We start from the raw sequence: 16,545 nt of genomic DNA, 5'->3' as shown, positions 1-16,545 counted from the left end.
ATGTCAGGAGTTGCGGTAAACGCCGTCGTTCTCGTCCCGGACGACATGTCCGAACTCGAGCTCAATGACTCGTCTTCTCATCTGGTCAACGATCGTCGAATCATGAGTGGCCATGACAACCGTGGCACCAGTGCGGTTGATGCGATCAAGGACCTTCATGATGCCCACGGCTGTATCGGGGTCGAGGTTTCCTGTCGGCTCGTCGGCGATGAGAATCTTGGGACGGTTGACGAAGGCCCGGGCCAACGCGACGCGCTGCTGCTCACCTCCGGAAAGCTCGTCGGGCATCCGCTTCTCCTTGCCGTCCAGGCCGACCAGTTCCAAGGTCTCGGGAACGACGGTACGAATCTCCTTGGTCGACTTACCGATGACCTGCATCGCGAAGGCGACGTTCTCGTGGACCGTCTTGCCCGGCAGCAGGCGGAAGTCCTGAAAAACCGTACCGATCTGTCGACGCAAGGCCGGCACCTTCCATGACCTCATCTGATTGAGGTTCTTCCCGGCGACGTACAGGGTTCCCCTCGTCGGCCGGTGCTCGCGCAAAATCAGCCGGATGAAGGTCGACTTGCCCGAGCCGGACTGACCGACGAGGAAGACGAACTCTCCCTTGTCGATGTCGACGTTGACGTCGGACAATGCGGCCTGGCTCTGTCCCGAATATGTCTTCGTGACGTTGTCGAAGGTGATCACGTCTGTCCCGTCAGTCGGTCTCGTTCTTGCGACGCCAACGAATGCCAACGTCAATGAAGTCGTCGATGTCGCCGTCGAAGACCGCGTCGGTGTTGCCAACCTCGTGGTTGGTGCGCAGGTCCTTGACCATCTGGTACGGGTGCAGCACATAGGAACGCATCTGGGCACCCCACGAATTGCCCTCCGACTTCAGCGAGTTCATCTCGGCCTCCTGCTCCTCGCGAGCCTTCTCCAGCAGCTTGGCCTGCAGGACTCGAAGGGCCGCAGCCTTGTTCTGGATCTGGGAACGCTCGTTCTGACAGCTCACCACGATGCCGGTGGGAAGGTGGGTCAGGCGGACAGCCGAGTCAGTGGTGTTGACACCCTGACCACCAGGGCCAGAAGCGTGGAAGACGTCGACGCGCAGGTCCGACTCGGGAATGTCGACGTGGTCTGTCTCCTCCACGACGGGAAGCACTTCGACACCGGCGAAGGAGGTCTGACGACGTCCCTGGTTGTCGAAAGGGCTGATACGCACCAGACGGTGAGTGCCCTGCTCGACCGACAAGGTGCCGTACGCGAAGGGGGCATGAACGACGAAGGTCGCGGACTTGATGCCCGCCTCCTCGGCGTACGAAGTGTCGAGGACCTCGATCTTGTAGCCGTGCCGTTCGGCCCAACGCAGGTACATCCGCAGCAACATCTCGGCGAAGTCAGCCGCGTCAACGCCGCCAGCCTCCGAACGGATGGTGACGACGGCCTCGCGCTCGTCATACTGCCCGGACAGCAGGGTGCGAATCTCGAGAGCGTCGATCTCCTCGCGAAGCTTGGCTGCCTCGCTCGTCGCCTCCGCCAGGGACTCCGCGTCATCGCCATCAGCTGCGAACTCCAGCAGAACCTTGACGTCCTCGATGCGCGAACGCAGCCGCTCCAGGCGCTCGATCTCAGCCTGCAGGGCAGACAGCCGCGAAGTCACCCGCTGAGCGTTCTCCTGGTCATCCCACAGGTTCGGGGCGGCCACCTGTTCCTCGAGGTCCGCGATCTCGGCCTTCTTGGCCTCGGGGTCGAGAACATTTTCGATCGAGGACAGGGATGTGTCGAGCTCCTCGATAGTCTGTTGAAGGTCTACCAATGCCACGTCAGCCAACTCTACAGGGGCACAACGACAACTCACCGTGTCGACGCCGACCCCGAACGGTGTGCTCACACCCACGACTCGGTACAGTGGTGCATCCAGGGCGTATAGCTCAGTTGGTCAGAGCGCCTGCCTTACACGCTGGAGGTCGCCGGTTCGAGCCCGGCTGCGCCCACCCTTGCGCGCCGCAGATCGCATTCGGGTCAGGTACTACGTTTTGGCGGCTACGAACCACCTTTGCATGTCTGGTTGTGTGCGCTGTGACGGTGCTGTGCCATTCAGGTATCCTGAATATTGCTGCCGTCAATTGATGAATAAGGAGTTCGCATGACACAGCCGAACCACCCACAGCAACCTGACGATTTTGGCGGCCCGGAGTGGCCCAGCGAGAGCCACGCGCAAGGCGGTTTCGACCAGTTCGGACAGCCTGTGACCGCTCATCCCTACCAGGCTCCAGATCCTTACTCCAATCACAGTGACCCGTCTGGCGAGGACCACCGAAGGCCGCACGTCGATTTCGGCCGCGCCGTCAAACTCTTCTTCAAGAATTACGCCGTCTTCAATGGGCGGGCATCCCGATCCGAGTACTGGTGGATCTTCCTCTTCTCGATCTTGGTCGAGATGATCCTCAACGCGATCAATTTCGCCATGGACGGGACCCCCAACGACCCGGCGAGGCTCTACGCGGTCCTGAGCACCATCTGGTTCCTGGGTACTCTCATCCCCTCAATCGCGATCGGTGTGCGCCGCCTGCACGACACCAACCACACCGGCTGGTGGCTGCTCATCTCCCTCATCCCGGTCATTGGTTGGATCTGGGTGCTGGTCTACCTCGTCCAGGATTCCGACGAGAATGCGTGGCAGTCCTACGACAAGGAGCCGCTGCCCGTCACCGAGTAACTCTTCAGTCACCAGACATCAGAAAGGGTCCGAACACATCGTTCGGACCCCTCTCGCGTACCTCAGTTCTTGGGTTCCTCAGGCTTCTGCTTGCAGATTCGCGAGGACGTCGTCAAGATCGTCAGGACGCACCAGCACGTCTCGAGGCTTCGAGCCTTCCGACGGCCCGACGACATGACGGGTCTCCAAGATGTCCATGAGGCGACCGGCCTTGGCGAATCCGACGCGCAGTTTGCGCTGCAACATTGATGTCGAGCCCAACTGCAACTCGACCACGAGCTTCGCCGCCTCGAGCACGAGTTCCATGTCGTCACCAATATCCTCAGCCACCTTCTTTTCGGCTGTCGGAGCAGCAACATCGTCGCGATAGCGGGCCTCCATCTGAGACTTCACATGGGACACGACCTGGTGAATCTCGGAATCAGACACCCACGATCCCTGTACACGCACCGGCTTCGACGCACCCATCGGCAAGAACAACCCGTCACCTTGGCCCACGAGCTTCTCGGCGCCCGGCTGGTCCAAGATGACGCGGGAGTCCGTCATCGACGAGGTCGCGAACGCCAGCCGCGACGGGATGTTGGCCTTGATGAGGCCGGTGCATACATCAGTCGACGGGCGCTGAGTCGCCAACACCAGATGGATACCGGCGGCACGTGCGAGCTGGGTGATACGAACGATGGAGTCCTCGACGTCGCGGGGGGCAACCAGCATGAGATCTGCCAACTCGTCGACGACGACCAACAGATACGGGTAGGGGGCCAAGACCCGCTCCGATCCTGGGGGCAGAGTCACTTCCCCAGCCCGTACTGCCTTGTTGAAGTCCTTGACGTGACGGAACCCGAATGCTGCCAGATCGTCGTAGCGCTGGTCCATCTCGCGCACCACCCATTGCAGGGCCTCGGCAGCCTTCTTGGCGCTGGTGATGATTGGAGTCACCAAGTGTGGGATTCCCTCGTACTGGGTCAGCTCAACCCGCTTGGGGTCTACGAGCATCATGCGCACCTCGTCAGGAGTCGCTCGCATCATGACTGAGGTAATCAGCGAGTTGACGAAACTCGACTTACCAGAACCAGTCGCGCCAGCTACCAGCAAGTGAGGCATCTTCGCGACATTCGCAATGACGAATCCACCCTCGACGTCCTTGCCCAGGCCGACGACCAGCGGATTGTGATCATTGCGAGCCTTCGAGGAACGCAGCACGTCACCCAAGGAGACAATCTCCTTGTCGCGGTTTGGAATCTCGATACCGATGGCCGATTTTCCGGGAATCGGGGACAAGATACGCACATCCGGGGAGGCGACCGCGTAGGCGATGTTCTTGCTCAAGGCAGTGACCTTCTCCACCTTGACGGCCGCACCGAGTTCAACCTCGTATCGCGTGACCGTCGGTCCGCGGGAGTAGCCCGTCACCTGCGCGTCGATCCCGAACTCACCGAAGACCGACGACAACTTGGCGACGACGGCGTCGGAAGCCTCGGTGCGAGCCTGTGGAACCGATCCCGGATGGAGCAGCTCGGAGGCCGGCAAGGTGTAGGCGATGTCACCGGAGAGTTGCAATTGCTCGACGCGAGTCGGCATCGGCTCATGCGCCGGGGGCTCGAGGTCCGTGTGTTCGTGAACGGTGAATCCCTGCGGCAATCCGGCAGTCGTGCGCTCGTTGGCTGGCTCAGCGCCGTCAATTGGAAGATCGAGAGGCAGGGATCCCTCAGCCGAGTCGGGGGGAGTCTCGTCGACGATCTCGGCGTCGAAGATCGTGTCGAGGCTCTCATTGGTGCGCTCGGAGCTGCTCTTGCGCTTCTTGGAGCGACCCTCCTTGACAGGTGTCATCTCCTGCGTGGCGACCTCGTCAGGATTGTGGTCGACGAGGGTGTCTCCCACCAGGGGAGTGTCGTAGGCGCGGCGAGACTCGATCGCTCGAGGCCTGGTCACCGCGCGATGGGAGGCATTGCGCACCCGAGCTGCCCCGTCCACAAGGGGGCGTCCCACGATGAGGAGCACGCCCAAAGCCGTCACGAGGATGAGCAGCGGCAAGGCGACCCACACCGTCAGCAGGTCGGCCAGCAGACTGGAGGAAATGTAACCGAGCATGCCGCCAGCGGCACGGACCGCCTCGGGATGATCTGGGCGTGGAAGGCCGTGGGCCATGTTGACGACGCCGAGAAGGCCGAGGAAGAAGCACACCCAGCCCATCACCGGGCGTCCGCCCGTGCCGTTGACCGCCGGGTGACGCAGAGTGTGCCACATCATGGCCAGGCCGAGGAGAGGCAGGGCGTAGGACAGCGACCCGAAGATCGTCGCCACTCCCATTCGCAAGCCGTCGCCGAACCCACCGGGCAGATCGAACCAGAATCCAGCGGCCACCAGGGCCGACAGCAACAGCAGCATGAGTCCGGTGCCGTCGTGGGTCACCTCAGGCTCAGCTGGGCGTCCACCAATACCGCGGACCATGGTTCCCAGTCCGCGGGCAATACCCGACCAGGTTGCCGACAGCGCTCGCGCCACCGGATTCATGGACGTGGATGCACTCGGTGGCGTCGACCTGCCCCTCGAGCTGGTCGACGTCTTCTTGTTGCTTCCGTTCGAGCGTGTGCCCGAGCCACGCGACGATTTCTTCGCCGTCGTATTTCGAGGCCGCGCTGGGGAAGACGCACGAGTCGCCATGTCATTGACGTTATCAACCATGAACCCCAGTGGCCGAGAGGCCAGGCGGAGAGTCAGATGATTTTACCGGCGAGTGACATCGCTCGAACGCAATGTGAATGTCGTGGTCATCTCAGGAATGGAAGTGGGTCCACCCTCGCTCACGCTGCCACGGCTGACCGTTGACGAGAACCGTGGGGTCGGCAACCTGATCAGGTGGAAGAACCCGACCGATGACCGTCCATCCCTCCGGAACGGCGCCAGGAGCGAACGTTGCGGCCAAGGCATGATCCTCTCCCCCGGCCAGTACCCAGTTGAGCGGATCCATACCGGTGGCCATGCCGACGGTCCGCACCGATTTCTCGATGTCGAGAGCCGAAGTGTTGACGTCGATGGCGAATCCGGATTCCTCTGCAATGTGCCCCAAGTCGGCCAACAGACCGTCCGAGACGTCGATCATCGCGTGGGCGCCCGCCTGAGCCGCCACCCGTCCCTGCCCGTAAGGGACCTCAGGGCATCGCTGGGCCGAGACCGCTGCACGCGGGGACCGGAATCCTCGACCGAGCAGCACGAGTCCGGCGGCAGCCAGGCCAAGCTGACCGATGACTGCCACGTCGTCTCCCGGAACAGCGCCGTCACGACGGACCGGGGCCATCCCAGCTGTCTGGCCGATCACGGTGACCGCAATGCTGACGACAGGTCCAGCGGTCGTGTCACCGCCCACGACGCTCACCCCGGCCTGCTCTGCCTCGGCAGCCATTCCCGCCATGAATTCCCGAGCCCAGGTGACCGGCAGATCTCCGGGCGCAGAGAATCCGACGACGAGGGCAATCGGGACAGCGCCCATTGCCTCGATGTCGGAGACATTGACGGCGACCGCCTTGCGTCCGACATCGTTTGCCGTCGACCACCTGCGACGGAAGTGCACCTCTTCGACGAGGACGTCGGTCGAGACGACGGCAGATCCGTCGACCTGGAACACGGCACCGTCGTCCCCCGGCCCCAGGGTGACGGCCTGGCTCATGGGCAGATCCCTGACGAGGGAGGAAATGAGCGGGAACTCCCCCACCTGGGAAATGGTCGTTGTGGTGGCCATTGGATCTCCTTGGTACCGGGCTGGTGGTCGAGAACACGCTAGCGTGAGTGTGCACCCATCCATCATGCAACCCGGTGCGCAACTTTGCTGATTGTCTGTCTGCTGGCCGGCACGACAGCCTGTCCGAGCTGGGAACCCATCGCCCATCCGTCCGCCAGCGGTTCAACTGATGACGGATGCAGGCCGTGATGGCCGATCTGCCGCGAACGGTTACCGGAGCGAACCTCAAGGATCATGACGGGACGGTGGCTACCTGGGGTGATCCCCGCATGATGCTGCATGGTGGGGTCGAGAAGCCCACCGCGTTCGCTCCGAAGACCGACACCGTGGTCGACCTGTCGGCCACCTCAAGAAAATGCCAGTGGTGCGTCCCCGTCAGTGAGGGCTCAGATCAGCGCAGACCCAAGGGGCGTTCCTGCGCAAGCTCGATGAGTTCGCTGACGATCTGGGCGTACGTCATGCCACTGGCCTGCCACATCAGCGGGAACCCTGAGCTGCGGGTGAATCCCGGCATGGTGTTCGGCTCGTTGACGTAGACGGTGCCGTCAGGGGTGACGAAGGTGTCGATTCGAGCAAGTCCTTCGCAGCCAAGCACCCGGAACGCCTTGATCGCGACCTTCTGGACGCGGTTGCGGATCTCGTCATCGAGCTTGGCCCGGGCCTGAACGGAGGCCTTCTGTTCCCCGCTGAGGTACTTGGCCTCGAAGTCGTAGAAATCATCCGGATCATGGATGACGATCTCGCCAGGCACGGATGCTCGAGGAGCGGCCCCATGGTGACCGTCAAGGACCGAGCACTCGATCTCGCGGCCTCGGATCCCCTGCTCAATGAGAACCTTGTTGTCATGCTCCCGAGCCACCTCGATGGCGGCTTCCAGGCCGTCAGGGCTCATCACCTTGGAAATACCAATGGATGATCCGCCCCGCGCTGGCTTGACGAACACCGGGTACTCCAACCGGGAGGCAGCCTCGAGAGCCGCAGTATGGTCCTCCCTCCACTCATGGTCGCGGACGACGACATAGGGGCCCACCAGGACTCCGGCCTCAGCCAGGATCATCTTGGTGAGGTGCTTGTCCATGCAGTTGGCACTTGCTGCGACACCGCATCCGACGTAACGCACTCCGGCCATCTCCAGCAGGCCCTGAATGGTGCCGTCCTCACCGAAAGGACCATGGAGCACCGGGAAGACCACCTGAACGAGATCGGCGTTACCCTCGGTATCGACGATGCAGGTGCCCTCCGGCATCTGCTTGACCGACACCAGGGAACGATTCCTCACGTCGGCGACGGGGAGTTGCCCGGTACTGGGCAAGGAGAGGATCTCGTCAACCCCGTATCGGACCCAAACACCATCAGGGGTGATACCCACGCCGGAGACGTCGAATCGTTCACGGTCAATCGCAGCCACCACGTTCGCCGCCGACAGGCAGGAGATCGAATGTTCCGAGCTCATCCCACCGAAGATGACGGCAACGTGGGTGCGATTCATGTGAGATCCTTTCACTAAGACGGTATCCCACCCTACCGAGGCATCACGTCATCGGAGATCGGCGACTGGCCGCGCAGGGGCAACCGGCTTGGGAACCCGCTTCCCCTTGCGCATGTCGTAACGGTCCGGCGGCGGGAGCTCTCCCCGAGCACGGGCGACCTGGGCGTCAATGGCATCCATGATGCGAGTGGTGGCCTCGCGGACTGATGCGGGGTCGTGATGGTCATGGAGGCCCGACAATTCGACCTCGGTCCCGCAGTACAGCTTCATGGTCTTGCGCGGCCACAGTTTGGGGAAGGTCATCTCCTTGTATCCCATGACCTCTTGAGGCCCCCACTGTCCCACGGGGATGACGGGGACACCGGTCTCCAGAGCCAGGCGCGCGGCCCCCGTTCGTCCGGTCATCGGCCAGTGCAGAGGATCGGCGGTGATGGTGCCTTCCGGGTACATGACCACCGTCATGCCCTTGTCCAGGGCAGCCTTGGCATCATCAAGGACCTTGGCCGGATTCGGGCCCTTGCGATCCACCGCAATCTGCCCGCTGGCGGAGGCCACCCATCCGATGATCGGCACCGAGAACAGCTCCTTCTTGGCCAACCAGTGTGGCCAACGACCATTGGCCACCAAGAAGGATCCCAGCACGACGGGGTCGTAGTTGGAGACGTGGTTGCTCACGACGAGGGCTGGCCCTGGTCCAGGCAGGTTCTCGCCACCGTGGTGGTCGAATCTCGTCAAGGTTCGAGCCAGCGGGTACAGCGTCCCCACACCCATCCGAAAGATGAGACCAGGGGTGTCGGCTGGATTGGTCACGGCGGGCAGCGCCACGGTGTCCCTCCTGAGTGATGTGGATCACCCCACCTTATCGGCTCACTGATGTTGTCATCGGTGATCGATCGGCGGATAGGGGTCAGGCCGTCGTCGGCAGGAAGGACGGTCGGCGTGCCTCGTAGGCGGCAATGTCATCGGCGTACTCGAGGGTCTCACCGATGGCATCCCTGCCTGCGAGCAGACGCTGACAGGTGGCGTCGTCGATCCCGAACGGATAGGACGTGCCGTCAGGCAGGGTGATGGTCTTGTCCTCGAGGGAGACCGTCAGGGTCTCGCCGGGGTGCTGCTCGGCATAGTCCCAAAGCCTCTCGACGACATCCGGGTCCACCTGGGCGAGCAGCAGTCCGTTGTTTCCGGAGTTGTTGCGGAAGATGTCTGCAAATCGCGATCCGATGACGACTTTGAACCCGTAATTCTGCAGTGCCCACACCGCATGCTCGCGGGAGGACCCGATTCCGAAATCGGGCCCGACGATGAGGATCGAGCCGGTGCTCCACGGCTCCTTGTTGAGCACGAAGTCGGGCTCGGTACGCCAGGAGGCGAACAGACCGTCCTCGAAACCGGTTCGGGTGATCCGCTTAAGGTAGACCGCAGGAATGATCTGGTCGGTGTCGACGTTGGCTCGTCGCAGCGGGACGGGAACTCCGGTATGCGTGGTGAAGGCGTCCATCTCAGGCCTCCTGGGAAACGGGTGACAGATCAGCGGGGCTGGAGAGGCGCCCGGTGACAGCGGTGGCGGCAGCAACGGCCGGGGAGACGAGGTGGGTTCGTCCACCCTTGCCCTGCCTCCCCTCGAAGTTTCGATTCGACGTCGAGGCCGAGCGCTCCCCTGGTGACAGCTGGTCAGGGTTCATGCCCAGGCACATGGAACAGCCGGCCCCACGCCACTCGGCTCCTGCCTGAACGAAGATCTCGTCCAGGCCTTCCTCCATGGCCTGCAGACGCACACGAGCCGAACCGGGAACGACGAGCATTCGTGTGCCCTCGGCAACGTGACGCCCCTTGATGACCTCGGCGGCCAGCCGAAGGTCCTCGATGCGACCGTTGGTACACGACCCCAGGAAGACGGTGTCGATCGCGATGTCGCGCATCCTTGTACCTGGTGTGAGGTCCATGTACTCCAGGGCGCGGACAGCTGCGCTACGGGCCACCTCGTCCTCGAAATCCTTGACGTCGGGGACGACCCCACTCAGCGGGACCCCCTGTCCGGGGTTCGTCCCCCACGTCACGAAGGGGGTGAGCTCGGTGGCGTCAAGATGGATCTCGGCGTCGAAGGTGGCGTCGTCGTCAGTACGCAGAGTGCGCCAGTACTTGACGGCTTCGTCCCACTGCTCTCCCTCGGGAGCGTGCGGGCGGTCCTTGAGATAGGCGAAGGTGGTCTCGTCAGGAGCGACCATGCCAACGCGGGCTCCCCACTCGATCGACATGTTGCAGATCGTCATGCGACCCTCCATCGACATCTTTTCGATGGCCTCACCGCGATACTCGACCATGTGGCGCTGGCCACCGCCGGTACCGGTTGTGGAAATGAGGGCCAGGATGAGGTCCTTCGGCGTCACGCCTTCCGGTAGTTCCCCGTCAACCGTGACCGCCATGGTCTTGGGCTTGGCTTGGGACAGAGTCTGGGTCGCCAGCACGTGCTCGACCTCGCTGGTACCCATACCGAAGGCCAGTGCACCGAACGCACCGTGGGTCGAGGTGTGGGAGTCACCACACACAATCGTCATACCCGGCTGGGTGAGACCCAGCTGGGGGCCAATGATGTGCACCACTCCTTGGTCGGCGTCACCCAGAGGGTGCAGCGGCACCCCGAACTCAGGAGCGTTCTTGCGCAGCGCCTCAACCTGCGCCCGCGAGATCGGGTCGGCAATGGGCTCGAGGATGTCAAGGGTGGGGATGTTGTGATCCTCGGTCGCAATCGTCAGATCAGGACGACGAACCCTGCGTCCTGCCAACCTCATTCCGTCGAAGGCCTGGGGGCTGGTCACCTCGTGCACGAGGTGAAGGTCGATGTAGAGAAGGTCGCGGTCCCCGTCCTGCCCGTGCCTGACAACGTGGGCGTCCCAGAGCTTGTCGCTCAGCGTCCTCCCCATCGCATCTTCCCTTTCGCTGGTTGTTTGCCACTGATGTTGTGTGGCTGTCATGAGCACCCACCGGTTGGCGGGGTCCCATTCTGACTCGACGGCCAGGATTTGGAACGCTAATATCGGCATATGGACGAATCAAGTGGTGTGGGAGTGTTGGACAAAGCCGCCCTCGTGTTGGCTGCCCTGGAGACGGGTCCGGCATCCCTGGCAGGACTGGTTCAGATGACCGGATTGGCCCGACCGACGGCCCATCGTCTGGCCCGCGCGCTGGAGCACCATCGCTTCGTCAGTCGTGATCTGCAGGGCAGATTCACCCTCGGCCCGAGGCTTTCAGAGCTTGCAGCGGCAGCAGGCGAGGATCGTCTCCTTGCTGCATCTGGACCAATCCTGGCCCGACTTCGGGACATCACCGGTGAATCCGCTCAGCTCTACCGTCGCCAGGCTGGCAGCCGCGTCTGTGCGGCCACCGCCGAGCGTCCGACCGGATTGCGAGACACCATCCCGGTGGGGTCCGTCCTGTCCATGGACGCCGGATCAGCAGCTCAGATTCTGTTGGCCTGGGAGGACAGCGACAAGATCCGTCGTGGATTGAGCAACTCCGCCTTCTCCGAGGTCACTCTCGCTGCCGTGCGCAAGCGTGGCTGGGCGCAGTCAGTTGGCGAACGTGAGGCCGGCGTCGCCTCGGTGTCCGCGCCGGTGCGGTCCCCTTCCGGCAAGGTCATTGCGGCCATCTCCGTATCTGGACCAATTGAGCGTCTGACCCGCCAGCCTGGACGCATTCACGCTCCTGCTGTCGTCGCTGCCGGAAGGCGTCTGTCCGAGGTGCTGCGGCGCTCTGCCGAGTGAGGTCAGTCGTCCCGGTATGGCTCATGGGGTGTGAGGGAATCCCCTCACACCCCTTTTGATCCTCGGGAACAGCAACCTTGTCATGTCCCTGACGCGAAAGTAATGATCCGGATCCTGAAGGATTCGGATCATTACTGCTGGTAGCCCCGAGCGGATTCGAACCGCCGTTTCAGCCTTGAGAGGGCCGCGTGCTAGGCCGCTGCACTACGGGGCCATTCGGATATCAATTCCCGTCAATTTCGGGCTTTGACAACCTTGTTCTGTTCTTCCCGTGTCCTTTTCAGACCGGGCTGGGAAACCGTAGCAACCATTCCATTGCTTTCGCAACTTCGTGATTTCGGCCTCCCGAGCTGGGGTACCAGGACTCGAACCTGGACTAACTGAACCAGAATCAGTCGGGCTGCCAATTACCCTATACCCCATTGTCGTTCCACCTCGGTGAACCTCAGTAGCGCAACGACGAGAAACTCTAACGAACTCTTCCCCCACTTTGCAACTCAGGACGACATGCCTTGTCGTGAGGGTGTTCTTCGAGCAACTCTCATGAGGTTCCCGATCCACCACCCGGCCAGGGCAATGGCCAAGAATCCGCCAATGTCCCAGGCCGCGTCCACCCAACCCATTGAGGTCATGCCCCGAGCCTGCCACACCCCTCCCAGGAAGACCGCATAGCCGAAGGCAAAGAGGTTGTTGACGACGTGGGCAGCAACCCCGGCCTCCAAGCCACCAGTGACGATGACAAGCCATCCAGCGAGCAGTCCGAAGGCGAACCGGTCGGTGAAGAGCCACGCATTCTGGGTGCCGTGCATCAAGGCGAAGATGAGGGAGGAGCCGACGACCGAGAGCCATCGGCCCACTTTCTCAGGCAGGTTCAAGGCCAGAGCGGAGATGACGTTCATGAGATATCCCCGGAAGAACATCTCCTCGGCAAGGGCCTGGAGGGGCGATGTGATGATGATCGCGACCAGCCACACCCACCAGAGCCTCGGAACGGTGTACTGAGCGCCAGATCCCCCGCGTACCAGCAGTTGGGTCAGGTTGAGCACAACCACGGCAACCAGAGCCACCAACAGGCCGAAACGCCATCGAATGCCCGGTTGCACTGATGCCACCCACCGAGGCGCGCGATGGTTGAGAACCCGCGCCAGTACCAACACCACGACGATGAGGCTTGCCAGCGCCAGATGGGTGGCGATGAGGCCTCCGGCCGTGTGATAACCGGCTGCCCGCTTGTAGTAGGCACCGAACTCTTCCCCGTCGCTGTGCTCAAGGAGGAAGCCGATCCCCAAGAAGGCGTACAACAGCCCTGGGACGATGATCGCGTACCCCAGCAACAACCCGATGAGACCGAGCACACCGGGGCCCGGCCCAGTCGAGGAATTGACGAGGACCCGGGTGTAGTCCACCCGCGGCTCGGGGTCGATCACCGTCGAGCGGTGCGACAGGGTACGAGCCGCCATCAGGCCTCCACGACGGTGTTGGCCAGGGTTCCAATACCCTCGACCTCGACCTCGACGCGCTGGCCGGGCTCCATGGGGCCAGCCCCAGCAGGAGTTCCGGTGAGGACGACATCTCCGGGCAACAAGGTCATGAAGGACGAGACGTGGGAGATGAGCTTGGGGATGGCATGGATCATCTGGTCGGTGTTGCCGTGCTGGACCTTCCCGCCGTCCAGGCGAGTGACGATCTGTCGATGTGAGGCCTCGGCGATGGAGAAGTGGGTGACCATCCACGGGCCGAGCGGGCAGAAGGTGTCCGAGCCCTTGGCACGCACCCAGTGACCGTCGATGTTCTGCAGGTCGCGGGCAGTGACGTCGTTGGCCACGGTGAAACCGAAGATGACTTCCTGGGCCCTCTGCTCGGGGACGTCCCTGCAGATGCGACCGATGACGATTGCCAGCTCCCCCTCGTAATGCAGGTTCGAGGAGGAGGCCGGACGGACGATGGTCTCGTCGGGCCCGATGACCGAGGTATTGGGCTTGAGGAAGAGCAAGGGCTGTGAAGGGACCTCATTACCCAGCTCGCAGGCGTGGTCGGCGTAGTTGCGACCGATTCCGATGATCTTGGACCGCGGAATCACCGGGGACAGCAATCGGACGTCGGCGAGGTCGTGGCGAGCACCGGTGTACTGGACCGGAACCGCCACTGGGTCACCAGTGATGACGGCGATGGTGTCGGGATGATCTCCGTGATCGGCGGCAAGTTCGACGATCCCGAAGGCGGGGTCGGAACCAGCTGTGACAAACCGGGCAATACGCATGGGTCAAGAGTAATGGCGACACGCGACACAACCGGAGCATCCACACAACGAGAACCCGCTGGTACTGCCATACTTTCGGCATGACCACCACCTACTCCGTCGTCGACCTCATCCGAGCCAAGCGCGAGGGTCAGACCCTCGACCCCGATCAGATTCGTTGGCTCATTCGCGCATACACCGATGGTGTCGTCGCCGATGAACAGATGTCCGCCATGGCCATGGCGGTGGTGTTCCAAGGCCTGGACGACGAGGAGCTCTCGACCTGGACGACGGCCATGATCGACTCCGGTGAGCGAATGAGCTTTCAGGGGCTGTCTCGTCCCACCGTCGACAAGCACTCCACCGGTGGAGTCGGTGACAAGACCACCCTGCCGTTGGCTCCCCTCGTCGCCGCCTGTGGTGCAGCCGTTCCCCAGCTGTCCGGCCGCGGCCTGGGTCACACCGGCGGCACCCTCGACAAGATGGAGGCCATTCCGGGCTGGCGGGCCGACCTCTCCCATGACGACATGGTTGTCCAGCTCGACACCGTCGGCGCCGTCATTTGCGCTGCCGGATCGGGACTCGCCCCCGCCGACAAGAAACTCTATGCCTTGCGTGACGTCACCGGCACCGTCGAGTCGATTCCCCTCATCGCCTCCTCGATCATGAGCAAGAAGATCGCAGAGGGTACCGAGAGCCTCGTTCTCGACGTCAAGACCGGTTCGGGTGCCTTCATGAAGACCGAGGAGGACGCTCGCGCGCTGGCGCTTCGTCTCGTCGGCCTGGGTGAGGCCGCCGGAGTACGCACCACTGCCCTGCTGACCAGGATGGACGTCCCGCTGGGTTATGCCTGCGGTAACGGCATCGAGGTGGCCGAGTCCCTCGAGGTGCTGTCCGGCGGTGGACCTGCCGACGTCGTCGACCTCACCATCGCCCTGGCTCGTCAGATGGTGAAGACCGCTGGACGTGACGACACCGACCCGGCTGACGTACTGGCCAGTGGCAGGGCCATGGATGTGTGGCGAGACATGGTCCGCGCCCAGGGCGGCGATCCTGATGCTCCGCTGCCGGTGGCGCACCATTCCCAGGACGTCGTCGCCACCGAATCCGGCGTCGTCACCGGAATCGACGCCATGTCCGTCGGCCTGGCCGCCTGGCGTCTGGGAGCGGGACGAGCTCGCAAGGAGGATCCGGTGCAGGGTGCCGCCGGCGTCATGCTGCGCGTTCGTCCGGGTGACCGGGTCGTCGTCGGCCAGCCGCTGGTAACACTGCTCACCGACACTCCTGACGCCATCTCGCGTGCCGAGGACGTCCTGACCGACGCCTTCAGCGTCGGCGAGTCCCTCCAGCCCCGCGACCTCGTCGTCGACACCATCACGGCCTGAGGACGTTGATCCAGGTCCGCCCAGAACGACTGGGGCTGGTTCGCCAGAAGTGAACCGGCCCCAGTCGCGTCGGAACAGGTGTCGCCAGGACAGGTTGTCGTCGTGACGGTCAGCAGACCCTCCTGAGCCAGCCGCGAGTGTCCTCGGCGCGTCCGAACTGGATGTCGAGGAGGCGACGCCGAATCTCCATCGTGGTCTTCCCGGTCGGCTCGCAGACCGTCACCTCGTCATCGCCGTCGAGGAAGGACCTGATCGGAGTGACGACCGCCGCGGTACCGCAGGCGAAGACCTCAGGGAATTCGCCCGAGCGCACCCCGTCAAGCATCTCGTCGATGCCGAGCTTGCGCTCCACCGGCTCCAGACCGAGATCTGGGGCCACCTCGAGGATGGACTTACGGGTGACACCACGCAGGATGGTTCCGGTCAGCTCCGGGGTGATGAGCTGGCCATCCTTGCTGATCGCCATGAAGTTCATGCCGCCAAGCTCCTCGATCCACTGGTGCTCGACCGCGTCGACGAAGAGCACCTGCGCGCAGTCGCGGGCCTGGGCCTCAATCTGGGAGCGCAGGGAGGCCGCATAGTTACCACCACACTTGGCCTCGCCGGTACCGCCAGGAGCAGTACGAGCTTGGTGGCGCTCGACGAGGATACGCACCGGCTTCACTCCCCCGACGAAGTAGGCGCCCACAGGTGAGCCGATCACGGAGAACAGCACCGTCGTCGCAGGAGCGACACCGAGGAAGTCCTGGTTGGCAATCATGAACGGACGCAAGTAGAGGGACTTCTCACCGTCCTCCCCGGGGTCAGGAACCCAGCGGGCATCAACCTCGGCCAACCGCGCACAGGCGTTGACGAAGTCCTCAACAGGCAGCTTGGGCAGGGCAAGGCGCTCGGCCGACAGGGCAAAACGCTCACCGTTCTGATCGGGACGGAAGAGCCACACGGACCCGTCAGCGTGTCGGTAAGCCTTGAGGCCCTCGAAAATCTCCTGGGCGTAATGGAGAACAGCACCGCCAGGATTGATGTCCAGGCCGCGGTAATTGACCACGGCGTCGTCCCCCCAACCCTCTCCGGCCTGCCAGGTGGCGAGGGCCATGTGATCGGCGAAGACCTCACCGAATCGGGGAGTGGCATGTTCCAGCGCGATCCGCTCATCGGAGGACCACATCAGATCGTCAGCAGAAGCAAAGCGCAAACTCATGGCCACACGTTACACCGAAAGGCAACC

16 protein-coding genes and 3 tRNA genes are annotated in these 16,545 nt (G+C 63.0%); 5 read left to right on the top strand and 14 right to left on the bottom strand.

Translation table 11 applies throughout. The annotated features are described in order from the left end of the window. Positions 1–3: 3 nt before the first annotated feature. Both ftsE and prfB read right to left on the bottom strand, forming a co-directional pair. Positions 4–690 (bottom strand): cell division ATP-binding protein FtsE, encoded by a 687-nt coding sequence (gene ftsE / locus ACUCCZ_RS04300; protein ID WP_435916414.1) that lies wholly within the window; start codon positions 688–690, stop codon positions 4–6. Positions 691–700: 10 nt separating this feature from the next. Beyond that, a complete protein-coding gene (gene prfB / locus ACUCCZ_RS04295) occupies positions 701–1,807 on the bottom strand; it encodes a peptide chain release factor 2 (protein WP_435916413.1) in 1,107 nt (368 codons plus the stop codon). A 98-nt stretch (positions 1,808–1,905) separates the two neighbouring features. Here prfB and ACUCCZ_RS04290 point away from each other — a divergent pair. Next, positions 1,906–1,979: transfer RNA gene (locus ACUCCZ_RS04290), tRNA-Val, on the top strand. Between the two features lie 152 nt (positions 1,980–2,131). Next, positions 2,132–2,704 (top strand): DUF805 domain-containing protein, encoded by a 573-nt coding sequence (locus ACUCCZ_RS04285; protein WP_435916412.1) that lies wholly within the window; start codon positions 2,132–2,134, stop codon positions 2,702–2,704. A 78-nt stretch (positions 2,705–2,782) separates the two neighbouring features. On the opposite strand, the gene ACUCCZ_RS04280 is transcribed toward ACUCCZ_RS04285, so the two are convergent. Then, a complete protein-coding gene (locus ACUCCZ_RS04280) occupies positions 2,783–5,155 on the bottom strand; it encodes an FtsK/SpoIIIE family DNA translocase (protein ID WP_435916411.1) in 2,373 nt (790 codons plus the stop codon). Positions 5,156–5,174: 19 nt separating this feature from the next. Between ACUCCZ_RS04280 and ACUCCZ_RS04275 the strand changes: the two genes are divergently transcribed. Then, positions 5,175–5,429, top strand: coding sequence for an amidase (locus ACUCCZ_RS04275; protein ID WP_435916980.1), 255 nt, complete (start codon positions 5,175–5,177; stop codon positions 5,427–5,429). Positions 5,430–5,480: 51 nt separating this feature from the next. Here the strand turns inward: ACUCCZ_RS04275 and ACUCCZ_RS04270 are convergent, their stop codons facing one another. The 6 genes from ACUCCZ_RS04270 to leuC all read right to left on the bottom strand — a co-directional run bounded on the left by ACUCCZ_RS04270 (position 5,481) and on the right by leuC (position 10,853). Next, entirely contained in the window at positions 5,481–6,443 is a 963-nt protein-coding gene (locus ACUCCZ_RS04270; protein ID WP_435916410.1) for a thiamine-phosphate kinase, read from the bottom strand. Positions 6,444–6,505: 62 nt separating this feature from the next. Next, on the bottom strand, positions 6,506–6,679 hold the full coding sequence (locus ACUCCZ_RS04265) for a hypothetical protein (protein WP_435916409.1): 174 nt from the start codon (positions 6,677–6,679) through the stop codon (positions 6,506–6,508). 155 nt (positions 6,680–6,834) lie between these two features. Further along, positions 6,835–7,932 (bottom strand): D-alanine--D-alanine ligase family protein, encoded by a 1,098-nt coding sequence (locus ACUCCZ_RS04260; RefSeq protein WP_435916408.1) that lies wholly within the window; start codon positions 7,930–7,932, stop codon positions 6,835–6,837. Positions 7,933–7,980: 48 nt separating this feature from the next. Then, complete coding sequence (locus ACUCCZ_RS04255) at positions 7,981–8,703, bottom strand: lysophospholipid acyltransferase family protein (RefSeq protein WP_435916979.1); 723 nt, start codon at positions 8,701–8,703, stop codon at positions 7,981–7,983. A 136-nt stretch (positions 8,704–8,839) separates the two neighbouring features. Beyond that, entirely contained in the window at positions 8,840–9,430 is a 591-nt protein-coding gene (gene leuD / locus ACUCCZ_RS04250; RefSeq protein ID WP_435916407.1) for a 3-isopropylmalate dehydratase small subunit, read from the bottom strand. Position 9,431: 1 nt separating this feature from the next. After that, positions 9,432–10,853: a 3-isopropylmalate dehydratase large subunit gene (gene leuC, locus ACUCCZ_RS04245; RefSeq protein ID WP_435916406.1), complete on the bottom strand. Its 1,422-nt coding sequence runs from the start codon at positions 10,851–10,853 to the stop codon at positions 9,432–9,434. 120 nt (positions 10,854–10,973) lie between these two features. On the opposite strand from leuC, the gene ACUCCZ_RS04240 reads away from it, so the two are divergent. After that, on the top strand, positions 10,974–11,693 hold the full coding sequence (locus ACUCCZ_RS04240; protein ID WP_435916405.1) for an IclR family transcriptional regulator: 720 nt from the start codon (positions 10,974–10,976) through the stop codon (positions 11,691–11,693). A gap of 138 nt (positions 11,694–11,831) precedes the next feature. Here ACUCCZ_RS04240 and ACUCCZ_RS04235 read toward each other — a convergent pair. The 4 genes from ACUCCZ_RS04235 to ACUCCZ_RS04220 form a co-directional block, all read right to left on the bottom strand. After that, positions 11,832–11,907 (bottom strand) — tRNA-Glu (locus ACUCCZ_RS04235). 136 nt (positions 11,908–12,043) lie between these two features. Further along, positions 12,044–12,115: transfer RNA gene (locus ACUCCZ_RS04230), tRNA-Gln, on the bottom strand. A gap of 75 nt (positions 12,116–12,190) precedes the next feature. Then, on the bottom strand, positions 12,191–13,153 hold the full coding sequence (locus ACUCCZ_RS04225; RefSeq protein WP_435916404.1) for a CPBP family intramembrane glutamic endopeptidase: 963 nt from the start codon (positions 13,151–13,153) through the stop codon (positions 12,191–12,193). Then, on the bottom strand, positions 13,153–13,953 hold the full coding sequence (locus ACUCCZ_RS04220; protein WP_435916403.1) for a fumarylacetoacetate hydrolase family protein: 801 nt from the start codon (positions 13,951–13,953) through the stop codon (positions 13,153–13,155). The genes ACUCCZ_RS04225 and ACUCCZ_RS04220 overlap by 1 nt, the downstream gene beginning before the upstream one ends. A gap of 80 nt (positions 13,954–14,033) precedes the next feature. On the opposite strand from ACUCCZ_RS04220, the gene ACUCCZ_RS04215 reads away from it, so the two are divergent. Further along, positions 14,034–15,317 carry a thymidine phosphorylase gene (locus ACUCCZ_RS04215; RefSeq protein ID WP_435916402.1) on the top strand — a complete coding sequence of 428 codons (1,284 nt, stop codon included), beginning with the start codon at positions 14,034–14,036 and terminating at the stop codon, positions 15,315–15,317. 109 nt (positions 15,318–15,426) lie between these two features. Here the strand turns inward: ACUCCZ_RS04215 and ACUCCZ_RS04210 are convergent, their stop codons facing one another. Then, the gene (locus ACUCCZ_RS04210; protein ID WP_435916401.1) at positions 15,427–16,518 is read right to left on the bottom strand and encodes a branched-chain amino acid aminotransferase; all 1,092 of its coding nucleotides are present in this window, start codon (positions 16,516–16,518) and stop codon (positions 15,427–15,429) included. Between the last annotated feature and the right edge of the window lie 27 nt (positions 16,519–16,545).

The sequence above is a fragment of the Cutibacterium nasicola genome (assembly GCF_052654715.2).
This window is presented reverse-complemented; position numbering and strand designations above follow the sequence as displayed.